Source organism: Streptomyces sp. NPDC002566 (assembly GCF_042889585.1).
Classification (GTDB): Bacteria; Actinomycetota; Actinomycetes; order Streptomycetales; family Streptomycetaceae; genus Streptomyces.
In genome coordinates this window covers 40167-62115 of the sequence record NZ_JBIARD010000011.1, presented here as the reverse complement: position 1 = coordinate 62115, position 21949 = coordinate 40167, and the positions used below count along the sequence as shown (strand labels likewise).

The following is a 21949-nucleotide window of genomic DNA, read 5'->3' as shown; positions in this document are numbered from 1 at the left end:
TACGCGCCCAGGAAGTCCGCGCCGCTCGGGCCGTTCGCGGGAGCGGGCTGCGGGGCGGGGGCCGCCTGGTTCTGCGGGGCGTACGCGCCCAGGTAGTCCGCGCCCCGGCGCTGCCCCTGCTGGGCGGCGACGTGCGCGGCGACGCCGGACCGCACCGCGCGCCGGTGGTCGATCTTGCGCTTCAGCTTCAGGATCCACGAGGCGACCACGAGGAGCAGGATGAGTCCGATCACGGTGATCTGCGCCCACTCGGGCAGGAACCGCAGGAAGAACTCGAAGATCTCGCTCTTGCCGGACGCCAGCGGCACCCCGTTGGACACGTTCGTCATGTACCTGACTCCCCCTAGGCCGTACTCCGCCCCCTGCGGAACTCAGCGGATCCTAGCGGGTGGAGAGCGCCTGCTCCCCCGCTTTTCGCATCGCGTCCAGCGGAGCCGGCGCCCGCCCGGTCATCTGCTCCACCTGGAGCACCGCCTGGTGCACGAGCAGGTCCAGCCCGCTGACGACCGCGCCGCCGAACATCGACCAGCGGGCGGCCAGTTCGGTGGGCCACGGCTCGTACAGCACGTCGAACAGGGTGGCGGGCCGCTCCGGCACCGAGGCGGCGAGCGCGTCCGTGGCCCCGGCGGGGGTGGTGGCGACGACGAGCGGGAAGGCGAGCGCTTCGGCGGCGTCCGCCCAGTCGGCGGTACGGACCTCGACGTCGAGGCGCTCGCCCCACTCGCGCATCTCGGCGGCCCGGGTCTCGCTGCGCACATAGGCGACGACCTCGCCGGAGCAGACACGGGACAGGGCGGCCAGCGCCGAGGATGCGGTGGCGCCGGCGCCGAGGACCGCGGCCGAGTCGACCTGCTCGACACCGTGCTCGCGCAGCGCGGCGACCATGCCGGGGATGTCGGTGTTGTCGCCGACACGGCGGCCGTCCTCGGTGAACACCAGGGTGTTGACCGCCTCGACGGCGGCCGCGGTCTCGCTCACCTCGTCGAGCAGCGGGATGACCGCCCGCTTGAGCGGCATGGTCAGCGACAGTCCGGCCCACTCGGCGCCGAGTCCGTCGACGAAGGCGGGCAGCGCCGCCTCGTCGACCTCGAAGCGCTCGTACGTCCAGTCCGTGAGCTCCAGCGCCCGGTAGGCGGCGCGGTGCAGCACCGGGGACAGGGAGTGGGCGATGGGGCTGCCCAGCACCGCGGCCCGGTGCCGGCGGGCGTGCTGCGTCGTGGCTGTCTCGCTCATGGCCTCAGTTCTTCTTGGCGCTTTCGTTGAACTTGTCCTTCAGCCGCTCGAATTCCGCGTAGGTCTTGGCGAATTCGGTTTTGTTCTGGCCGTCGGTGGCCACGAAGTAGATCCAGCCGTCGTTCGTCGGATTCAGCGTCGCCGCGAGTGCGTCCGCCCCCGGATTGCCGATCGGTCCCGGCGGCAGGCCCCGCTGCGTGTACGTGTTGTACGCGTCCTGGTTGCTGTTGATCTCCGACTCGCTGATGTGGATGTTGCTCTCGTTCTTCAGGTAGTTGAAGGTCGAGTCGAACTGCAGCTTCTGGTTGGTCTCGGTGTTCGTGGGCTTGAGGCGGTTGTAGACGACCTCGGCCATCTTGCGGAAGTCGTCCTCGGTCTTGCCCTCGGCCTGGACGAGGCTGGCGACCGTGATGACCTGCAGCGGGCTCTCGAGGTCGAGCGCCTCGGCCTTGGCCTGGAGGTCGAACTTGCCGTAGGCGGCGTCGGCCCGGCGGATCATCTCCTTGAGCACCACCGCGGGCTTCATGCCCTTCGCCGCGGCATAGGTGCCCGGGCAGAGGAAGCCCTCCAGCGGGTCCTTGATGTCCTTGTCGCTGTTCGCCCACTCGGGCAGCCCCAGATTCCTGTACTCCTTCTCCGCCACTTTTCGCGTGGTGCCGGAGGCGAGACCGAGTTTCTGGTCGATCACCTTGTAGATCTGGATGTTGCGCTGGCCGGGCGCGACGATCATATTGGCCTGGCTCTTCGGGTCGAGCATCATTTCCACGGCGCTCTTCGCGGACATCTGCTTCTTCAGGATGTACGCGCCGGCCTGGATGTTCCCGCCGTCGGGATTCTGCGTCATCGCGGAGACGAACGCGTCGACGCTCTTGACGACGCCCGCGTCCTTCAGCCGGCGGCCGATGTCGGCGCCGCCCGCACCTTTGGGGATCTCGACGCTCACGGTCTGGCCGGTGCCCTCGCCCGCGTAGTCCGGAGCCGTGCCGTAACGATTCTGGTAGAACTGGTAGCCGAAGTAGCCGACCCCGCCGATGCCGCCGCCGAAGACGAGCACGACGAACAGGCAGGCGATTCCGTTGCGGCGCTTCTTGCCCTGGGGATCCCTGCCCTTGCCCGCCGCCCCGCCGCGGCCCCGCCCGCGCCCGCCCCGGCCGCCCGGCTCGTCCTCGTCCTCCTCGGCGTCGCCGCCCGGGTCGCCCTGCGCGCCGCGGCCGCTCCGGCCGGGGTCGCCGGCCGTCTGCGCCGTGTCCGGCCCGTCGCCCGCGAAGAAGGGGTGCTCGTCCTCCTCCGGGCCCGCGGCGAACTCCGACTGCTCCTCGGGGCCGGTCTCGGCGCGCCGGCGTGCGGGCGGCTCCGGCGGCGGATAGGCGTCCGGCGTGCCGTAGAGGTCGGGCTGCTCGGCGCCGTAAGCGGTTGCCTGCTGGCCGTACGGGTCCCCTGGGTCGGCCGCGTACGGCACGTGCGCGTGCGTGCCGGTGCCGTCCCAGCCGCCCTCCTGGTACGCCTGCGGTCCGCCCTGCTGGGCGAACTGCTGGTGCTGGTCCGGGTATTGCCCCGGCCCGGGGTACTGCGGCTGGCCCTGACCGGCGTAGTGCTGCGGGTCGTAGGACTGCTGGTGCTGCTGACCGTACGCATGCGGGTCGTACTGCTGCGCCTGTCCGTCGCCCCAGTCGCCGTATCCCGGCTGCTGCGGCTGCTGCGGGTAGTGCTGCGGCTGGCCGCCGTAGGCAGGCTGATGACCGGCGTGGGCCTGCTGCCCTTCCCATCCGCCGTCCCCGTACAACGGGTCCTCGGGATGCCACGGTTCGGAGCCAGGGCCCCGGCCATACTCAGTCATCGATCCCCTAGAGCCGCGAGGCGGCGGTCGCGCGGCTTGTGGACCGAGCAGCCGTTCCGTCTCTCTTTGTGCGGCAGCTGTTCGAACACCGCCGCATCGCGCGGAACGTTACCGTATCGCGATCAGATGACCACTTCGACGCCCTCACCCGGTGCTGTACCTGACACCCGTTCGGATTCCAGCGCCTGTTGGAGGATGATCACAGCGGCTGCCTGGTCGACGACGGAGCGTCCCTTCTTGGACTTCACCCCGGCGGCGCGCAGTCCCTGACTGGCCGTCACGGTCGTCATCCGCTCGTCGACGAGCCGCACCGGCACCGGTGCGATGCCCTTCGCCAACTCCTGTGCGAACGCACGGACCTTGACCGCGGCCGGGCCCTCGCCCCCCTTGAGGGAGCGGGGCAGTCCGACGACGACCTCGATCGGCTCGTACTCCTCGACCAGCTGCCGCAGCCGCCGGTGAGCGGCCGGCACATCCCGGCCGGGGACCGTCTCGACCGGGGTGGCGAGGATCCCGTCGGGGTCGCAGGAGGCGACCCCGATCCGGGCGTCCCCGACGTCGATCGCGAGGCGACGGCCGCGGCGCATGCCCCGGCCGTCCCCGCTCGTCATCGTGTCGTCGCTCACTTGGCCGTTTCCGCCACGAGGCGCTCGACGGCGTCGACAGCGTCGCCGACGGCCGACGTGTTCTGGCCGCCGCCCTGGGCGACGTCCGGCTTGCCGCCACCGCCGCCGCCGAGGGTCTTGGCGGCGGCCCGCACGAGATCGCCGGCCTTCAGACCGCGCTCGCGGGCGGCCTCGTTGGTGGCGATGACCGTGAGCGGCTTGCCGCCCGCGACGGTGAACAGGGCCACGACGGCGGCCCGGCCGCCCTGGATGCGACCGCGCACGTCCAGGACCAGCTTGCGCAGGTCGTCGGCGGTCGTGCCGTCGGGCACCTGACCGGCCACCAGCGCGACGCCGCGTACGTCCTTGGCGGAACCGGCGAGACCTGCGGCGGCCTGGAGCACCTTCTCGGCGCGGAACTTCTCGATCTCCTTCTCGGCGTCCTTCAGCTTGCCGAGCATGGCGGAGACCTTCTCCGGGAGCTCCTCCGGGCGGCCCTTGATCAGCTCCTGGAGCTGGGCCACGACGGTGTGCTCACGGGCCAGGAAGTTGTAGGCGTCGACGCCGACGAGCGCCTCGATACGGCGCACGCCCGAGCCGATCGACGACTCGCCGAGCAGCTTCACCAGGCCCAGCTGGGCGGTGTTGTGGACGTGCGTGCCGCCGCACAGCTCCTTGGAGAAGTCGCCGATGGTGACGACGCGGACCCGCTCGCCGTACTTCTCGCCGAACTCGGCGATGGCGCCCTGCTTCTTGGCCTCGTCGATGCCCATGACCTCGGCCTGGACGTCCAGGTCGCGTGCGAGCACCTCGTTGATCTTCTGCTCGACGTCGGTCATCACGGCCGTCGGGACGGCGGACGGCGAGCCGAAGTCGAAGCGGAAGCGGCCGGGCTGGTTCTCCGAACCGGCCTGGGCGGCCGTCGGGCCGAGCGCGTCGCGCAGGGCCTGGTGGGTGAGGTGCGTGGCCGAGTGGGCGCGGGCGATGGCCGTACGACGGCGGCCGTCGATCGAGGCCAGGGCCTTGGCGCCGACGGTCACCTCGCCGAACTGCACGACGCCCTTGTGGACGTACACGCCGGGAACCGGCTTCTGGCAGTCGCGGATCTCGACGACCGCGCCGGAGTCCACCTTGATCCGGCCGGTGTCGCCGATCTGGCCGCCGCCCTCGGCGTAGAACGGGGTGCGGTCCAGGACGATCTCCACCTGGTCGCCCTCGGTGGCGGCCGGCGAGGAGACGCCGTCCACGAGGATGCCGACGATCGTCGACTCGCCCTCGGTGTCGGTGTAGCCGATGAAGTCGGTCTCGCCGGCCTTGTCGGCGATCTCACGGTAGGCGCCGGCGCCGGCGTGGCCGGTCTTCTTGGCCTGGGCGTCGGCCTTGGCGCGCTCCCGCTGCTCCTTCATCAGGCGGCGGAAGCCTTCCTCGTCCACGGAGAGGCCCTGCTCGGCGGCCATCTCCAGGGTGAGGTCGATCGGGAAGCCCCAGGTGTCGTGGAGCAGGAACGCCTTGTCGCCGGCGAGGACGGTGCCGCCGGACTGCTTGGTCTCGGTGACGGCGGTGTCGAGGATGTTGGTGCCGGCCTTCAGCGTCTTGAGGAAGGCGTTCTCCTCGGCGAGGGCCACCTTCTCGATGCGCTCGCGGTCGGTGATGAGCTCCGGGTACTGCTGCCCCATCATCGCGATGACGGTGTCGACGAGGTCCTTGACGACCGGCCCGGTGGCGCCGAGGAGGCGCATGTTGCGGATGGCGCGGCGCATGATGCGGCGCAGCACATAGCCGCGGCCCTCGTTGCCGGGGGTGACGCCGTCGCCGATGAGCATCACGGAGGTGCGCATGTGGTCGGTGACCACGCGCAGCGAGACGTCGGAGTCGTGGGCGTCGCCGTAGGCCACGCCGGTCAGCTCGGTGGCCTTCTTGATGACGGCCATGGAGGTGTCGATCTCGTACATGTTCTGCACACCCTGCAGAATCATGGCGAGGCGCTCCATGCCGAGGCCCGTGTCGATGTTCTTGCTCGGCAGCTCGCCGAGGATCTCGAAGTTGTCCTTGCCGATGCCCTCGCCCCGCTCGTACTGCATGAAGACGAGGTTCCAGATCTCCACGTACCGCTCGTCGTTGACGGCGGGGCCGCCCTCGACGCCGAACTCGGGACCGCGGTCGTAGTTGATCTCGGAGCATGGGCCGCAGGGGCCGGGGACGCCCATGGACCAGTAGTTGTCCTTCATGCCCAGGCGCTGGATGCGCTCCTTGGGCACGCCGACGACCTCGTGCCAGATGCGCTCGGCCTCGTCGTCGTCCTTGTAGACGGTGATCCACAGGCGCTCGGGGTCGAGCCCGTAACCGCCCTTGTCCTGGGGCGTGGTGAGCAGCTCCCAGGCGTACTCGATGGCGCCCTGCTTGAAGTAGTCGCCGAAGGAGAAGTTGCCGCACATCTGGAAGAACGTGCCGTGGCGGGTGGTCTTGCCGACCTCTTCGATGTCGGGCGTGCGCACGCACTTCTGCACGCTGGTGGCACGCTTGAAGGGCGGCTTGACCTCACCCAGGAAGTAGGGCTTGAAGGGCACCATGCCGGCCGGGACGAGGAGCAGAGTCGGGTCGTCCGCGATGAGCGACGCCGAAGGGACGACGGTGTGCCCGCGCTCCTCGAAGAAGCTCAGCCAGCGGCGGCGAATCTCGGCCGACTCCATCAGTGGTCCTCATTCCGGTTGTACGAGTGCTTCGTTGGCGAAGACGTCGGGGCCTCGACGTGCTTCGGGTGGCTGCGGTCGTGCTCGATGGCGGCGAACCGCCGGGGCGCGGGGAGTTCGGGATCCTCGTGGATGCCGAGGGCCTCCTCCAGCTCGGCCTCCCGCTGGGCCATGTTGTCGCGGACGTCGAGCGCGAAGCCCACCGCGCGGTCCTTGAGGCGCGCTCCCGTCTCGAGTGCCTTGTTCGCCGCGGTCGCGGCGAGACTCTCGGGGGTCAGCTGCCTCAGCTTGCGGTTGACCTTGGTGGTGGCCCACACGCCGGCGGCGACGCCGGAGGTGAACCAGAACGTACGACGGAACATCGCGGGGTCTCAGTCCCTACTTTCCACGGAGGTTCCACCGGCCGCGCCGCGACGCCGGGACGGTCCGGCCCACGATCACGGTCCGGCGGGACTCCTTGGCGGGCACGTCGTCCTTGCGGCCGCCGAGAGCACGGCGCACGCCGTAGCCGAAGGCGGCGACCTTCACCAGGGGGCCTCCGAATGTGGAGGCGACCGTGGTGGACAGGGCGTGGGCGTTCGACGTGACTTCCTGGACGTCGGAGGCGATCGCGTCGACCCGGTCGATCTGGGTCTGCGCGGAGCGCACCGCCGAGGAGGCCTCCGCGAGCAGCGGGACGGCCTGGTCGGTCACGTCGGCGACCAGTTTGGTGGTAGCCCTGAGCGTCTGGGCCAGCCTCGCCAGCGCGAGCGCCAGGAAGGAGACCAGAATCGCCCAGAACACGGCCACCAGGATCCCGGCCACCTCTCCACCGGACACCGCGCACCTGCTTCCGCTCTCGGCGACAAACAACGACATCGATAAGGGTTACGAGCCTATCGCGCCGACGCCGCCGTTCCGTACTGGATAAGAGGCCCTCGCGGTATGCCCGTGAGGGGAGTGCGCGAAGGCCCGCCGCCTCGCCCGCCCCGAGGGGCAGGGAGACGACGGGCCAGGGCGCGGAGGTCCTACGGCCGGCTGGTGATCAGCGGGCGTAGTACTCGACGACGAGCTGCTCGTCGCAGATGACCGGGATCTCCTTGCGGTTCGGCTCGCGGTCCAGGCGGAACGCCAGGGCCTTGAGGTTCACCTGGAGGTAGCGCGGGGTCTCGCCCTCGGGGGCGAAGCCGCCCTCACGGGCGATGGAGAAGAGGGTCTTCTCGCGGCTGCGCTCGCGGACCATCACGACGTCGTCGGGACGGACGCGGAACGAGGGCTTGTCGACCTTCTGGCCGTTGACCTCGATGTGGCCGTGGACGACCATCTGGCGGGCCTGGTAGATCGTGCGGGCGATGCCCGAACGCAGGACCAGGGCGTCGAGACGACGCTCCAGCTCGATGATCAGGGCCTCACCGGTCTTGCCCTGGACCTTGGAGGCACGCTCGTAGGCGCGGACGAGCTGGCGCTCGGACACGTCGTACTGCGCGCGCAGACGCTGCTTCTCGAGCAGACGGACCTTGTAGTCCGAGTTCTGCTTGCGGCCGCGGCCGTGCTCACCCGGCGGGTAGGGACGGGCCTCGAAGTACTTGACGGCCTTCGGGGTCAGCGCGATGCCGAGCGCACGCGACTTCTTGACCTTGGGGCGGGACTGGTTCGCCACGATCTCTCATTTCTCAGTGTTCGGCTCGTCAGGGTTGAGGGAGGTCGCATCCGCAGCCGGGGAAACCCTTCGCGCCCTGGTGGACGCGATGGGCAGCCGCTCCCTGGTCTGGGCACATACGTGCAGCACGCGAGTGGCCCACCTACCGTGAAGGTGGTGGGCTGCCCGCGACACCATTCGAACGGTGCGCGACGCTCCTGGAACCCGCTGGGGGTTCCGGCTGGCCGTCCCGTTCTGACAGCACGGGACACAGCACTTCGGGAAAGTTTACAGGGTGCTCAGGACCGCTTCCGACCGAGGTGCTTCCTGGTCCACTCCACGGCGTCCGCGTACCGGGCCTCCGAGCCGTGCCGGGTCGGGGCGTAGTACTCGCGGTCCTTGATCTCGTCCGGCGCGTACTGCTGCGCGGCGATCCCCTCGGGCAGGTCGTGCGGGTAGACGTAGCCCTGGGCGTGCCCCAGTTTGGCGGCGCCCTTGTAGTGCCCGTCCCGCAGATGCGGCGGCACCGGACCGGCCAGGCCCTTGCGTACGTCGTCCAGGGCGGCGCCGATCGCGGTGGTCGCGGAGTTCGACTTGGGGGCCAGGGCAAGCGCGATGGTGGCGTGGCTGAGGGTGAGCGCGGCCTCGGGGAAGCCGATCAGGGCGACGGCCTGGGCGGCGGCCACCGCGATGGGCAGGGCGTTCGGGTCGGCGAGGCCGATGTCCTCGCTGGCGGAGATCATGAGGCGGCGGGCGATGAACCGGGGGTCCTCGCCGGCCTCGATCATGCGGGCGAGGTAGTGCAGGGCGGCGTCGACGTCGGAGCCGCGGATGGCCTTGATGAGGGCGCTGGCGACGTCGTAGTGCTGGTCGCCGGCGCGGTCGTACTTCACCGCGGCCCGGTCGACCGTCTCCTCCAGCGTGGCGAGGGCGATCCCTGTCTCGCCCTTGTCGAGGGCGGCCCCGGCCGCCGCTTCCAGGGCGGTGAGGGCGCGCCGGGCGTCGCCGCCGGCGATCCGCAGCAGGTGTTCCTCGGTGTCCTCGGGGAGGGTGACGGCGCCCCCGAGACCGCGCTCGTCGGTGAGGGCGCGCCGCAGCAGACCGCGCACGTCGTCGTCGGTGAGGGGTTCCAGGGTGAGCAGCAGCGAGCGGGAGAGCAGGGGGGAGATGACCGAGAAGTACGGGTTCTCGGTGGTGGCCGCGATGAGCGTCACCCAGCGGTTCTCGACCGCGGGCAGCAGGGAGTCCTGCTGGGCCTTGCTGAAGCGGTGGATCTCGTCGAGGAAGAGGACGGTCTCCTTGCCGTAGGCCCCGGTGGCGCGGCGGGCGCCGTCGATGACCGCGCGGACCTCCTTGACGCCGGCGGTGATCGCGGAGAGCTCGACGAAGCGCTTGTCGGTGGCCTTGGAGACGACGTACGCCAAGGTGGTCTTGCCGGTGCCGGGCGGGCCCCAGAGGATCACCGAGGAGGGTCCGGCGGGGCCGCCCGCACCCTCGCCGACGAGGCGGCGCAGGGGTGAGCCGGGTTTGAGCAGGTGCTGCTGGCCCACGACCTCGTCGAGGGTGCGCGGGCGCATCCGCACCGCCAGGGGGCTGCCGGCGGGCTCCTTCTCCTGGCGGTCTTCTGCTGCGGCGGTGAACAGGTCGGGCTCCACGCTGAAACCCTAAAACACCGCACTGACAATCCCTCCGGGACGGTCAGCTGGTCCAGAAGTCCCACCAGCGGGTGAGGACCAGCATGCCGATGATGCCGATGTGCAGTACCGGCAGGACCCAGGTGAACTCGCCGAAGAAGCCCTTCAGCCAGCGCGGGGCCGGGAGGAAGTCGTTGCGGATGTTGAACGAGGTCACGTACCAGAACATGATGATCGTCGCGACCCAGGCCAGCGAGCACCACAGGCACAGCGCGTTGATCCGGTACAGCGACTGGAACATCAGCCAGGCGCAGAAGGAGACGCCGAACAGGGTGCCCGCGTTGAAGGTCAGCCAGTACCAGCGGGGGAACCGGGCCCGGGCGAGCAGGCTGATGCCGACGCAGACGACGATGCCGTAGGCGACGAGGCCGAGCATCGGGTTGGGGAAGCCGAAGACGGACGCCTGCTTGCTCTCCATGACGCTGCCGCAGGAGACCACGGGGTTCAGGCTGCAGCCCGGCGTGAACGACTTGCCGGCGACCTTGGCCTCGAGCAGCTTGAACTTGTCGATCGTGATGACCCACGCGGCGAGCAGGCCGGCCGCGCCGGTGATCATCAGCAGCAGGGCGAACGCGCGGCTGCCGCCGGCCGTGCCCGGCGCGGTCGCCTCGTCGCGCTCCGGCTCGGGTTCGGTGTCCACGGCTTTCACTGTCGTCTTGCTCATCACGCCGATTCCGTCACTTGAGAGTTGGACGTTCCTCTGACAGGGCTCATTGTGCCGCACCCGGGCGTGAGTCCACCGTTCGGTGGACATAAACAGGGATCGTCCGACGGGACGAATTCGCGCCCGCGGAGTTGACGTGGGAAGGGGCGCGCGGGGTCAGGACTCCCCCGCGCGCCCGCCCCCTCAGCCCAGCCTCGACTCCAGCTCGGCCACGATCTCGTTCACGCCGACCGCCGTCTGCTCCCCGGACTCCATGTCCTTCAACTGCACGACGCCCTCGGCGAGATCCCGCTCACCGGCGACGATCGCGTACCGCGCCCCGCTCCGGTTGGCGTTCTTCATCGCCCCCTTGAGCCCCTTCGCGCCGTAGGAGAAGTCGGCGGCGACACCGAGCTTGCGCAGTTCGGTGACCTTGGCGAACAGCACCCGGCGGGCCTCCTCCCCGAGCGGCACCGCGAACACGCTGGTGGACGCGGGGAGTTCGAGCTCGATGCCCTCCGCTTCCAGGGCGAGGACCGTGCGGTCGACGCCGAGCGCCCAGCCCACGGACGGCAGCGCGGGGCCGCCGATCATCTCCGACAGCCCGTCGTAACGGCCGCCGCCGCCCACCGCGGACTGGGAGCCCAGACCGTCGTGGACGAACTCGAAGGTCGTACGGGTGTAGTAGTCCAGGCCGCGGACCAGCTTGGGGTCGTCCTCGAAGGAGACGCCCGCCGCGGTGATCAGCTCGCGGACCTCCTCGTGGTAGGCCTTGCACGCGTCGCACAGGTAGTCGCGCAGCAGCGGGGCGTCCCCGAGCTGCTTCTGCACCGACTCGCGCTTGTCGTCGAGGACGCGCAGCGGGTTGATGTCGGCCCGGCGCAGCGTGTCCTCGTCGAGGTCCAGTCCGCGCAGGAAGTCCTGGAGCGCGGCCCGGTACACCGGCCGGCACTCCTTGTCGCCCAGGCTGTTGAGCAGGATGCGGAACTGGCGCAGCCCCAGCGAGCGGTAGGCCTGGTCGGCCAGGATGATCAGCTCGGCGTCGAGGGCGGGGTCCTCCGCGCCGATCGCCTCGGCGCCGACCTGGGAGAAGTGGCGGTAACGCCCCTTCTGCGGGCGCTCGTAGCGGTAGTACGAGCCGGAGTACCAGAGCTTGACGGGGAGGTTGCCCGCCTTGTGGAGGTTGGCCTCCAGCGCGGCGCGCAGCACGGAGGCGGTGCCCTCGGGGCGCAGGGCGAGCCTGGTGCCGCCCTTGGTCTCGAAGGCGTACATCTCCTTGGTCACGATGTCGGTGGACTCGCCGACACCGCGCGCGAAGAGTTCCACGTTCTCGAAACCGGGCGTCTCGATGTAGCCGTACCCGGAGTTGCGCAGCGGCGCGGCGATCGCCTCACGGACGGCGAGGTACTGGGCGGAGTCGGGCGGCAGAAGGTCGTACGTGCCCTTGGGGGCCTGGAAGGTACTCACGGAAGGTCTCGTCACATTCCTCGTCGGGGAGCCTGGGGTGCTCCCTGGCCGTCGGCCGCCACCTGCCGCAGATACGGGTTGGCGGCGCGCTCCTGGCCGATGGTCGTCTGGGGGCCGTGGCCGGACAGCACCACGGTCGAGTCGTCGAGCGGCAGGCACACGCGTGCCAGCGAGTCGAGCATCTCGGCCATGTCGCCGCCGGGCAGGTCGGTGCGTCCGATGGAGCCGGCGAACAGCAGGTCGCCCGAGAAGAACACGGACGGGATGTCCGCGGTCTCGGGCATCCGGAAGGTCACCGACCCCTTGGTATGCCCCGGCGCGTGCGCGACGGACAGCTCCAGGCCCGCCAGCTCCAGCTTCGCGCCGTCGGACAGCTCCCGGACGTCGTCCGGCTCCCCGACCGTCAGCTCGCCCATCAGCGGCATTCCGATGGACCGCCCGAGCGCCTTCTCGGGGTCGCTCATCATGAACCGGTCCTCGGGGTGGATCCAGGCGGGCACGTCGTGGGCGCCGCACACGGGGACGACCGAGGCCACATGGTCGATGTGGCCGTGGGTGAGGACGACGGCGACGGGCTTGAGCCGATGCTTTCTGATCGCTTCCTCGACTCCGGGGGCCGCCTGATGGCCCGGGTCGATGATCACGCACTCCTCACCGGCGGCGGGGGCGACGAGATAACAGTTCGTCCCCCAGGCCCCGGCGGGGAACCCGGCAATGAGCACGATCGTCCTTCGTTTGTATCGGTACGGGTGGCTTGCGAGCGACTGCGCCCGTCGTCAGAGCCTACCGGCGCTGCCGTTTCCTCAGCGAACCCATATACGGTACGGGGCACACGCAGGCGGACGGCTCATCAGACGCACGCGTACCCGTCGTTGTACGAGACGCATGAGGAGAGAACCCGGTGGTCACCCAGGAACAGCGCAAGCGGCAGCTCGCCCGGGAGAAGTTCTTGCGGCAGCAGCAGCGCCGCACGGCCGCGCGACGCAAGGCGCGTGTGCGCAACTCGGTGATCGCGTCCGTGCTCGGCGTGATCGTGGTGGGCAGCCTGACGCTCTACACCACGGGCGCCCTCAAGGACGACGACAAGGCGAAGGCGAGCTCCGAGGCCAGCCCGGCCCCCTCGCCCAGCAAGGCCGCCGACCCGTGCGCGAAGCCGGCCGCGGGCTCCGTCAAGAAGGAGACCTGGAAGAAGGAGCCGGCGGTCACCATCGACAAGTCGGCCAAGTACACGATGAAGCTGGACACGACCTGCGGCGCGATAGACATCGCGCTGAAGGCGTCGGCGGCCCCGCACACCGTGAACTCCTTCGACTTCCTGGCCTCCAAGGGGTACTTCGACCACACCAAGTGCCACCGGCTGACCACCGACGGGATCTACGTGCTCCAGTGCGGCGACCCGACGGGCAGCGGCAGCGGCGGTCCGGGCTACACCATCCCGGACGAGAACCTGAAGGACGCGAGCCTGAAGAACAACGTCTACCCGGCGGGCACGGTCGCCATGGCGAACACCTCGCAGCCCCACACGGGGGGCAGCCAGTTCTTCCTCGTCTACCAGGACAGTCCGCTTCCGCCCAGCTACACACCGTTCGGTACGGTGTCCGAATCGGGCATGGCGGTGCTGAAGAAGATCGCCGCCGCGGGTGAGAACACGGGAGCCGGTGACGGCGCCCCGAACGCGACGGTCGTGATCGACAAGGCGACGGTCTCGAAGTCCTGACGTCAAGGCGGCCGACCGGGCAATTTCGGTGGCGCTGGATGCGGACAGGCGGCCCGCCGGTCGCCTATGTTGGCCGTGACGAAACTGTGGACGATGCCCGGGGGCTCGAAAGCCCCTCGTCGGCATCATGTGGAGGAGGCGCTGTGAGCAGCGACCCGTGGGGCCGCGTCGACGAGACGGGGACCGTGTACGTGCGTACGGCCGACGGCGAGCAGGTCGTCGGTTCCTGGCAGGCGGGCTCCCCCGAGGAGGCGCTTGCCTACTTCGAGCGCAAGTACGAGGGCCTGGTTGTCGAGATCGGCCTCCTCGAGAAGCGAGTCCAGACGACCGACCTGTCGGCGAAGGACGCCCAGGTCGCGATCGACCACATCCGCGAGCAGGTCGACGCGCATCACGCGGTCGGCGACTTGGACGCGCTGCGGACGCGGCTGGACAAGCTCGTGGCGACGGTGGAGGCGCGCCGCGAGGAGCGCAAGCAGCAGCGCGCCAAGCAGTCCGACGAGGCCCGCAAGGCCAAGGAGGACCTGGTCGCGGAGGCGGAGCAGCTGGCGCAGTCCGACCAGTGGCGGGCGGCCGGTGAGCGGCTGCGGGCCCTGGTGGACACCTGGAAGGGCCTGCCGAGGCTCGACCGCAAGTCGGACGACGAGCTGTGGCACCGGTTCTCGCACGCCCGCTCGGCGTTCTCCAAGCGGCGCAAGGCCCACTTCGCGCAGCTGGACGCGCAGCGCGAGGAGGCCCGCCGGACCAAGGAGCGGCTGGTCTCCGAGGCCGAGGCGCTGTCCGGTTCGACGGACTGGGGCCCGACGGCGGCGCGTTACCGCGAGCTGATGGCGGAGTGGAAGGCGGCGGGCCGCGCCCAGCGCGAGCACGAGGACGATCTGTGGAACCGCTTCCGCGGCGCCCAGGACGTGTTCTTCGCCGCCCGCAGCTCGGTCTTCGCGGAGCGGGACGCCGAGCAGTCGGAGAACCTGAAGCTGAAGGAGGAGCTGGCCGGTGAGGCCGAGAAGATCCTCCCGGTGACGGATCTGAAGGCGGCGCGGGCCGCGTTCCGTTCGGTCAACGAGCGGTGGGAGGCCATCGGCCATGTGCCGCGCGACGCCCGGCCGAAGGTCGAGGGCCGGATGCACGCGGTGGAGCGGGCGATCCAGGAGGCCGAGGAGGCCGAGTGGCGCCGGACGAACCCGGAGGCGCGTGCGCGTGCCGCGGGTCTGACCGGTCAGCTCCAGGCCGCGGTCGACAAACTGAAGGGCCAGATCGAGCAGGCGCGCGCCCAGGGCAACTCCGCGAAGGCGGAGAAGCTGGAGCGCGAGCTGGAGGGCCGTCAGGCGCTGCTGGACCAGGCGCTGAAGGGCCTGCAGGAGTTCGGCGGCTGACACCGCACGCGAAGAGGCCCCCGCACCCGAGGTGCGGGGGCCTCTTCGCGTGCTCTGCGGGCTATTCGGACGGCCGGCGGGCCGAGGTGACCCGGTAGACGTCGTAGACGCCCTCGACGCCGCGTACGGCCTTCAGGACGTGTCCCAGGTGCTTGGGGTCGCCCATCTCGAAGGTGAAGCGGGAGGTGGCGACCCGGTCGCGGGAGGTCTGGACGGCGGCGGAGAGGATGTTGACGTGCTGGTCGGACAGGACGCGGGTGACGTCCGACAGGAGCCGGGAGCGGTCGAGGGCCTCGACCTGGATGGCGACCAGGAAGACCGAGGACTGCGTCGGCGCCCACTCCACGTCGAGGATGCGCTCGGGTTCGCGGGACAGTGACTCCACGTTGACGCAGTCGCTGCGGTGAACCGATACGCCACTGCCGCGCGTGACGAACCCGATGATCGGGTCGCCGGGGACGGGCGTACAGCAGCGGGCGAGCTTGACCCACACGTCGTCGACGCCCTTGACCACGACGCCGGGGTCGTTGTTGCTGCGCCGCTTGCGGCTGCGGGTGCGCGACGGCGGGACCGCCTCGTCGATCTCCTCGGTGGCCGCCTCCTCGCCGCCGAGGGCCTGCACCAGCTTCTGCACGACGTTCTGCGCGGCCACATGGCCCTCGCCGATCGCCGCGTACAGCGAGGAGATGTCCGGGTAGCGCATCTCGTGCGCCAGGGTGACCAGCGAGTCGCCGGTGAGGATGCGCTGGATCGGCAGGTTCTGCTTGCGCATCGCGCGCGCGATGGCGTCCTTGCCCTGCTCGATCGCCTCGTCCCGGCGCTCCTTGGAGAACCAGGCGCGGATCTTGTTGCGGGCGCGCGGGGACTTGACGAAGCCCAGCCAGTCGCGGGACGGGCCGGCGCCGGCGGCCTTGGAGGTGAAGACCTCGACGAGGTCGCCGTTGTCCAGGGTCGATTCCAGCGGTACGAGCCTGCCGTTGACCCGTGCGCCTATGGTCCGGTGGCCGACCTCGGTGTGGACCGCGTACGCGAAGTCCACGGGGGTGGCCCCGGCCGGGAGCGCTATGACGTCGCCCTTGGGCGTGAAGACGAAGACCTCGTTGCGGGACAGGTCGAAGCGCAGGGACTCCAGGAACTCGCCGGGGTCCTCGGTCTCCTTCTGCCAGTCGAGCAACTGGCGCAGCCACGCCATGTCGTTGAGGTGGTCGTCCTTGCCCTTGCCGGACGACTTGGGCGCGTCGGTGCGCACCTTGGAGGCGCCGGCGACGGCTTCCTGCTTGTACTTCCAGTGCGCGGCGATGCCGTACTCGGCGCGGCGGTGCATGTCGAAGGTGCGGATCTGCAGTTCGACGGGCTTGCCGTTGGGGCCGATGACCGTCGTGTGCAGCGACTGGTACATGTTGAACTTGGGCATCGCGATGTAGTCCTTGAACCGGCCGGGGACCGGGTTCCATCGCGCGTGCACGGTGCCGAGGGCCGCGTAGCAGTCGCGGACGGTGTCCACGAGGACGCGGATGCCCACCAGGTCGTAGATCTCCGCGAAGTCGCGGCCGCGGACGATCATCTTCTGGTAGACGCTGTAGTAGTGCTTGGGGCGGCCGGTGACGGTGGCCTTGATGCGGGCGGCGCGCAGGTCGGCCTGGACCTCGTCGGTCACTATGGCCAGGTACTCGTCCCGCTTGGGGGCGCGTTCGGCGACGAGGCGGACGATCTCGTCGTACATCTTGGGGTAGAGGATCGCGAAGGCGAGGTCCTCCAGTTCCCACTTGATGGTGTTCATGCCCAGGCGGTGGGCGAGCGGCGCGTAGATCTCCAGGGTCTCGCGCGCCTTCTTCTCCTGCTTCTCGCGCTTGAGGTAGCGCATGGTGCGCATGTTGTGCAGGCGGTCGGCGAGCTTGATGACCAGGACGCGGGGGTCCTTGGCCATGGCGACGACCATCTTGCGCACGGTCTCCGCCTGCGCGGCCTCGCCGAACTTGACCTTGTCCAGTTTGGTGACGCCGTCGACGAGGAGGGCGACGGTGTCGCCGAAGTCGCGGCGCAGCTGGTCGAGGCCGTACTCGGTGTCCTCGACGGTGTCGTGGAGCAGGCCCGCCATGAGGGTGGCCGGGTCCATGCCGAGTTCGGCGAGGATGGTGGTCACCGCGAGGGGGTGGGTGATGTACGGGTCGCCGCTCTTGCGCTTCTGGCCGCGGTGCCAGCGCTCGGCGACCTGGTAGGCCTTCTCGATCTGGCGGAGCGTGGCCGTCTCGATCTTCGGGTCGTTGCTGCGGACGATCCGCAGCAGCGGTTCCAGGACCGGGTTGTAGGGGTTGGCGCGCTGAACGCCGAGCCGGGCGAGGCGGGCGCGGACGCGGTTGGAGGAGCCGGAGCGGGACGGCGGCTGCGCGGCGGCCTGCCGGGAGACGGGCGCGGGCTCGGGCCGCTCGGGCGGGGCCGGCTTGGGGCGGGACTCCCCGGCGGGCTTGTCGACGGGCGCGGAGCGGTCGTGCTCGACCGGCCCGCGGGCGTCGTCGTGCGCGTGCGACGCGGGCTTGGCCGCGGGCGCCGAGGCGGACTCGGGCTTGGCGGCGGTCAGGTGCTGGGCCTCGTCTGGCAAGAGGACTCCTCGTGCGCGATCCGGGTCCCCGGTCAGGCTCCGGAGCACCCATCGTAGCGATGCCGGGCCACCGGATCGCCTCCAGTCCGGTGTGAGAGCGGTCTACCCGTGCAACACGAGGGGCGGGCGCCGGATTCCTCCGGGCCCGCCCCCTGTTCGTATCGCGTTCGCGTCGTGTTTCGCCTCGGACGGCGTCCGGGACGCTGTCTCAGATGGTGAGCAGCGCCTCCAGGGGCGCGGCCCCCAGGGCCGGCTCCAGGCGGGGCCGGCCGGCGAGGAAGCCGAGCTCCATCAGGACGGCGACGCCGGCGACCTCTGCGCCCGCCCGGTGGATGAGCTGGATCGACGCCTCGGCGGTGCCTCCGGTGGCGAGGACGTCGTCGACGATCAGGACGCGGTCGTCGGCGGTGAGGTCCTCGGCGTGGATCTCGATCTCCGCCGAGCCGTACTCCAGGTCGTAGGCCTGGGCGAGGGTCGCTCCGGGGAGCTTGCCCGCCTTGCGGACCGGTATGAAGCCGATCCCGGCCCGGACGGCGACCGGGGCGCCCAGGATGAAGCCCCGGGCCTCCAGGCCGACGATCTTCGTGGCGCGGGTGCGCACGGCGATCTCGGCGAACGCGTCGGTGAGCGCGGTGAACGCCGCCGGGTCCGCGAGCAGCGGGGTGATGTCCTTGAACATCACGCCCGGCTCGGGGTAGTCGGCCACGTCCCGGATGCGGCTGAGCAGGAGTTCCTTCACGTCGGTCATCGGCGCTTCCCCGAGGGTCGGCCGCGGCCCCGGCTGCGGGACGCGGGCTGGGATCGCGGACCGACGACGGCGGCCGCGTCCTCCGGCTCGGCGTCGTGCGCCTCGCCGTCGTGGGACTGGGTGAACTCCTCGCCGGCGGACGCCTGGGCACGCTTGGCCAGGACCCGCTTCTTCAGGGCCTTCAGCTGCGGCTCGCGCTCCTTGAGGTCGGCGACGAGCGGCGTGGCGATGAAGATCGACGAGTAGGCGCCGGCCGCGAGGCCGACGAACAGCGACAGCGAGATGTCGTTGAGCGTGCCCGCGCCGAGGAAGCCGCCGCCGATGAACAGCAGGCCGGCCACCGGCAGCAGGGCGACCACCGTGGTGTTGATGGAGCGGACCAGGGTGCCGTTGATCGACCGGTTGGCGACCTCGCTGTAGGTGAAGCGGGTCTGCTTCGTGAGGTCCTTCGTCTGCTCCTTGAGGGAGTCGAAGACGACGACCGTGTCGTACAGCGAGTAACCGAGGATGGTCAGCAGACCGATCACGGTGCCCGGGGTGACCTCGAAGCCGACGAGGGCGTAGATGCCGACGGTGATGGTGATGTCGTGGATCAGGGCGACGAGCGCGGCGATGGCCATGCGCCACTCGAACGCGATCGCCAGGTAGATCACGACCAGCACCATGAAGATCGCCAGGCCCTGCCAGGCCTTGGCGGCGATCTGGTCGCCCCAGCTGGGGCCGACCAGGTCGGCGGCGATGGCCTCGGAGTCGACCTCGAAGTCCTCGGCGAGGGCCTTCTTGACCTTGTCGGACTCCTTGGTGTCCATGCCGGCGATCTGGATGCGCAGCGAGCCGTCACCGAGCTTCTGCACGACCGCCTCGTGGCCGGCCGCCTCCTCGGCGGCGCGCTCCGCCTCGGAGACGGAGACCGAGGTGTTCTTCGCCGTGGTGAAGACGGCGCCGCCCTGGAAGTCGATGCCCATGTTCAGGCCGCGCACCGCCAGGCCGACGATGGCCGTGATGGTGATCAGGATCGAGATGCCGTACCAGAGCTTGCGGTGGCCGATGAAGTCGTAGCTGACCTCGCCACGGTGCAGTCGGGCGCCGAGGTTGCCGAGTTTCGACATCGCTCAGGCCTCCTTCGTCTCGACGGGGCCGGCTGCGGGACCGGCGGGACGGCGGGTGCGGCGCAGCGGCGGCTGGGCACCCAGGCTCTTCGGGTCGAGGCCGGACCACTTGTGGCCGCCCGCGAAGAACTTGCGGCGCGCGGCCAGCGTCATGAGCGGCTTGGTGAAGAAGAACACCACGACGACGTCGAGCACGGTGGTCAGACCCAGCGTGAACGCGAAGCCCTGGACCTTGCCGACGGTGACGACGAACAGCACGGCGGCGGCGAGGAACGACACGAAGTCGGAGACCAGGATGGTGCGCCGGGCGCGGGGCCAGGCCCGCTCGACCGCGGGGCGCAGGGAACGGCCCTCGCGGATCTCGTCCCGGATCCGTTCGAAGTAGACGATGAAGGAGTCCGCGGTGATACCGATGGCGACGATGGCGCCGCAGACGGCCGGCAGGTTCAGCGCGAAGCCGATGGCCGGGCCGAGCAGCGACATCAGGACGTAGGTCAGGGCCGCGGAGACCAGCAGCGAGGCGATCGCGATGACGGACAGCCCGCGGTAGTAGAGCACCAGGTAGATCACCACGAGGGCGAGGCCGATGGCGCCGGCGAGGAGACCGGCGTGCAGCTGGTCGCCGCCGAGCGCCGCGGTCACCGTGGTCACGCTCTGCTCCTGGAAGGAGAGCGGGAGGGCGCCGTAGGACAGCATGTTGGCGAGGCTCTGGGCCTCGTCCTGGCTGAAGCTGCCGGAGATCTGGGCCTGGCCGCCGGTGATGGAGGAGCTCACGAACGGGCTGGAGACGACCTCGCCGTCCAGGACGATGCCGAACTGGTTCTGCGGGTCCTGGTTCTGCGCCAGCTTGCCGGTGATGTCGGCGAACTTCTTCGCGCCCTTGGAGTTGAACTCCATGGTGACCTGCCAGCCGGCGGCGGTCTGGGTGTCGTAGACGGCCTGGGCCTTCTTGACCTCGGTGCCGTCCACGGCGGCCGGGCCGAGCAGGTACTTGTACCAGACGCCCTTGATCTCGCCGCAGCCCACGGCGGCGGCGTCGGGCTTGGCGTTGTCGCCGGCCTTGGCGCGGACGTCCGGCTTGGAGCAGTCGAGTTTCGCGTACTGCGCCTGCGCCGCCGCGTCACCGGTGGCGGCGCTCGCGGGGGCGGAGGGGCTGGCGGAGGCGCCGGTGCTCGCCTTGGCGGAGGCGGACGGCGTGGCGTCGGCCTTCAGGCCGTCGGTGAGGGCGCGGCCCTGCGGGCTCGCGGAGGAGGAGGCACCCGACGAGGCCGACGGCGACGCGGGAGAGGAGGCCTTCTCGCCCCCGGAGGCGCCGGCGGAGCCGCTCGCGGACGGGCTCGGCGAAGCGCCGGCGGAACCGCTCGCGGACGGGCTGGGCGAGCCGCCGGCGGCCGGGCCGGTGGGCTCGGCGGCCAGGACCGGGCGGAAGTACAGCTTGGCGGTGGTGCCGACCTGCTCCCGGGCTTCCTCGGAGTCGGTGCCCTTGGGGATGTTCACGATGATGTTGCTGTCGCCCTGGGTCTGCACCTCCGCCTCGGTGACGCCCAGGCCGTTGACACGACGGTTCATGATCTCGACCGCGGTGTCCATGTTGGCCTTGTTGATCGCGGACCCCTGGTCGGCCTTCGCCGCCAGCGTGATGCTGGTGCCGCCGGCCAGGTCGATGCCCAGCCTCGGCTTCGTGTGCCCGGAGAGGAACATCCCCCCGGTGAGCGCCACGATGGCGATCAGGATCAGGGCCAGCGAGCGCCCCGGCTTGCTCTGGGCATTCGCGCTCCGGCCCTTCTTAGGTGCTGCCACCTTCTCGTACTCCCTCTCGGGCCGTCTCGCGCCGGGTCAGCGCGGCGGCGGCCATGACATGGTGTCGGGATCCCCTATGTGCGAGATGCGCGCACCCGGGACGCGCGGGTCCTGCCCGCGCGCCCCGGGGACGTGGCTACTTCTTCGCGTCGGAGTCGCCGTCGGTCTTCTTCGGCTCTTCGTCGGCCTGCTTCGGCGTCGCGTCGGTGGCGGCCTCGGCGGCCGGCTCCTCGGTCCCGGACGTCTCGTCCTTCTTGCCGAAGTCGACGGGCTTGTCGTCGGAGGCGGCGGCAGCGTCGGCGGAGCCGTCGGTGTCGGAGAGGGAGGAGGCGTCGTCGGGGACGACGTCGGAGTCGGACTTCAGGTCGTGCTCGATGCCGTGGACGATGCGGTTGTACTCGTCGTCGGTCAGGACGGCGCCGATCGCGTTCTTCGCGAAGAGCAGCTCCACTCCCGGGCCGGCGTCGAGGAGGACGGTGTCCTCGTCGACCTCCTTCACCGTTCCGTACAACCCCCCGATGGTGCGGACACCGCTGCCGGGCTGCATGGCGTTGCGCATGTCCACGGCCTGCTGCTGCTTCTTCTTCGCCGACCGGGTCATCAGGAACATGGCCCCGATGAGCACGATGAACGGAAGGATGGTCACGAGACTCACGGGTCGGTACTTCCTTCACACGACCGCGGTGCTGAGCGGCCTGATGGTTGGGGGGTATGCGTGCTGCCGGCAACGGCGGCATCGGCGGAGTCTAAGCGAGTCCGCGCGCAAGGAACAACGCTCAGCATGGCACTTGGGTTCCTGACCCGGCCAATGTCCTG

The 21949-nt window shown here is 70.2% G+C and carries 19 protein-coding genes; 2 read left to right on the top strand and 17 right to left on the bottom strand.

Annotation, left to right across the window (positions count from 1 at the left end; all coding sequences use genetic code 11):
• From ACFYXA_RS32810 to ACFYXA_RS32755, 12 genes are all read right to left on the bottom strand, one after another.
• Positions 1 to 329, bottom strand: a 329-nt coding sequence (locus ACFYXA_RS32810; RefSeq protein ID WP_389039791.1) for a hypothetical protein, incomplete at its 3' end; no start/stop codon positions are given.
• Positions 330 to 381: 52 nt separating this feature from the next.
• Positions 382 to 1233: a shikimate dehydrogenase gene (locus ACFYXA_RS32805; protein ID WP_389039788.1), complete on the bottom strand. Its 852-nt coding sequence runs from the start codon at positions 1231 to 1233 to the stop codon at positions 382 to 384.
• Between the two features lie 4 nt (positions 1234 to 1237).
• Entirely contained in the window at positions 1238 to 3070 is a 1833-nt protein-coding gene (gene mltG, locus ACFYXA_RS32800; RefSeq protein WP_389039785.1) for an endolytic transglycosylase MltG, read from the bottom strand.
• Between the two features lie 122 nt (positions 3071 to 3192).
• Positions 3193 to 3657, bottom strand: coding sequence for a Holliday junction resolvase RuvX (ruvX, locus tag ACFYXA_RS32795; RefSeq protein WP_130444670.1), 465 nt, complete (start codon positions 3655 to 3657; stop codon positions 3193 to 3195).
• A gap of 35 nt (positions 3658 to 3692) precedes the next feature.
• Positions 3693 to 6365: an alanine--tRNA ligase gene (gene alaS / locus ACFYXA_RS32790; protein ID WP_389039782.1), complete on the bottom strand. Its 2673-nt coding sequence runs from the start codon at positions 6363 to 6365 to the stop codon at positions 3693 to 3695.
• Entirely contained in the window at positions 6365 to 6727 is a 363-nt protein-coding gene (locus ACFYXA_RS32785; protein WP_130444503.1) for a hypothetical protein, read from the bottom strand. Before ACFYXA_RS32785 ends, alaS begins: the two co-directional genes overlap by 1 nt.
• A 16-nt stretch (positions 6728 to 6743) precedes the next feature.
• Positions 6744 to 7184, bottom strand: a complete 441-nt coding sequence (locus tag ACFYXA_RS32780; RefSeq protein WP_130444501.1) for a DUF948 domain-containing protein — start codon at positions 7182 to 7184, stop codon at positions 6744 to 6746.
• Between the two features lie 205 nt (positions 7185 to 7389).
• Complete coding sequence (gene rpsD, locus ACFYXA_RS32775) at positions 7390 to 8004, bottom strand: 30S ribosomal protein S4 (protein WP_015661793.1); 615 nt, start codon at positions 8002 to 8004, stop codon at positions 7390 to 7392.
• A 278-nt stretch (positions 8005 to 8282) separates the two neighbouring features.
• Positions 8283 to 9638 carry a replication-associated recombination protein A gene (locus ACFYXA_RS32770; RefSeq protein ID WP_351097294.1) on the bottom strand — a complete coding sequence of 452 codons (1356 nt, stop codon included), beginning with the start codon at positions 9636 to 9638 and terminating at the stop codon, positions 8283 to 8285.
• Between the two features lie 43 nt (positions 9639 to 9681).
• Complete coding sequence (locus tag ACFYXA_RS32765; protein WP_389039776.1) at positions 9682 to 10341, bottom strand: vitamin K epoxide reductase family protein; 660 nt, start codon at positions 10339 to 10341, stop codon at positions 9682 to 9684.
• Positions 10342 to 10524: 183 nt separating this feature from the next.
• Complete coding sequence (gene hisS, locus ACFYXA_RS32760) at positions 10525 to 11787, bottom strand: histidine--tRNA ligase (RefSeq protein WP_389039773.1); 1263 nt, start codon at positions 11785 to 11787, stop codon at positions 10525 to 10527.
• Between the two features lie 11 nt (positions 11788 to 11798).
• Entirely contained in the window at positions 11799 to 12509 is a 711-nt protein-coding gene (locus ACFYXA_RS32755) for an MBL fold metallo-hydrolase (protein WP_351097288.1), read from the bottom strand.
• Positions 12510 to 12688: 179 nt separating this feature from the next.
• On the opposite strand from ACFYXA_RS32755, the gene ACFYXA_RS32750 reads away from it, so the two are divergent.
• Both ACFYXA_RS32750 and ACFYXA_RS32745 read left to right on the top strand, forming a co-directional pair.
• Entirely contained in the window at positions 12689 to 13504 is an 816-nt protein-coding gene (locus ACFYXA_RS32750) for a peptidylprolyl isomerase (RefSeq protein ID WP_389039769.1), read from the top strand.
• Positions 13505 to 13647: 143 nt separating this feature from the next.
• Positions 13648 to 14877 carry a DUF349 domain-containing protein gene (locus tag ACFYXA_RS32745; protein ID WP_351097285.1) on the top strand — a complete coding sequence of 410 codons (1230 nt, stop codon included), beginning with the start codon at positions 13648 to 13650 and terminating at the stop codon, positions 14875 to 14877.
• 61 nt (positions 14878 to 14938) lie between these two features.
• Here the strand turns inward: ACFYXA_RS32745 and ACFYXA_RS32740 are convergent, their stop codons facing one another.
• From ACFYXA_RS32740 to yajC, 5 genes are all read right to left on the bottom strand, one after another.
• Positions 14939 to 17476 (bottom strand): RelA/SpoT family protein, encoded by a 2538-nt coding sequence (locus ACFYXA_RS32740; RefSeq protein WP_389039765.1) that lies wholly within the window; start codon positions 17474 to 17476, stop codon positions 14939 to 14941.
• 208 nt (positions 17477 to 17684) lie between these two features.
• Entirely contained in the window at positions 17685 to 18224 is a 540-nt protein-coding gene (locus ACFYXA_RS32735) for an adenine phosphoribosyltransferase (RefSeq protein WP_352248006.1), read from the bottom strand.
• Positions 18221 to 19333 carry a protein translocase subunit SecF gene (gene secF, locus ACFYXA_RS32730; RefSeq protein ID WP_352248004.1) on the bottom strand — a complete coding sequence of 371 codons (1113 nt, stop codon included), beginning with the start codon at positions 19331 to 19333 and terminating at the stop codon, positions 18221 to 18223. Before secF ends, ACFYXA_RS32735 begins: the two co-directional genes overlap by 4 nt.
• Positions 19334 to 19336: 3 nt before the next feature.
• Positions 19337 to 21133, bottom strand: coding sequence for a protein translocase subunit SecD (secD, locus tag ACFYXA_RS32725; protein ID WP_352248002.1), 1797 nt, complete (start codon positions 21131 to 21133; stop codon positions 19337 to 19339).
• Positions 21134 to 21269: 136 nt separating this feature from the next.
• Positions 21270 to 21788 carry a preprotein translocase subunit YajC gene (gene yajC, locus ACFYXA_RS32720; protein ID WP_352248000.1) on the bottom strand — a complete coding sequence of 173 codons (519 nt, stop codon included), beginning with the start codon at positions 21786 to 21788 and terminating at the stop codon, positions 21270 to 21272.
• Positions 21789 to 21949: the final 161 nt, after the last annotated feature.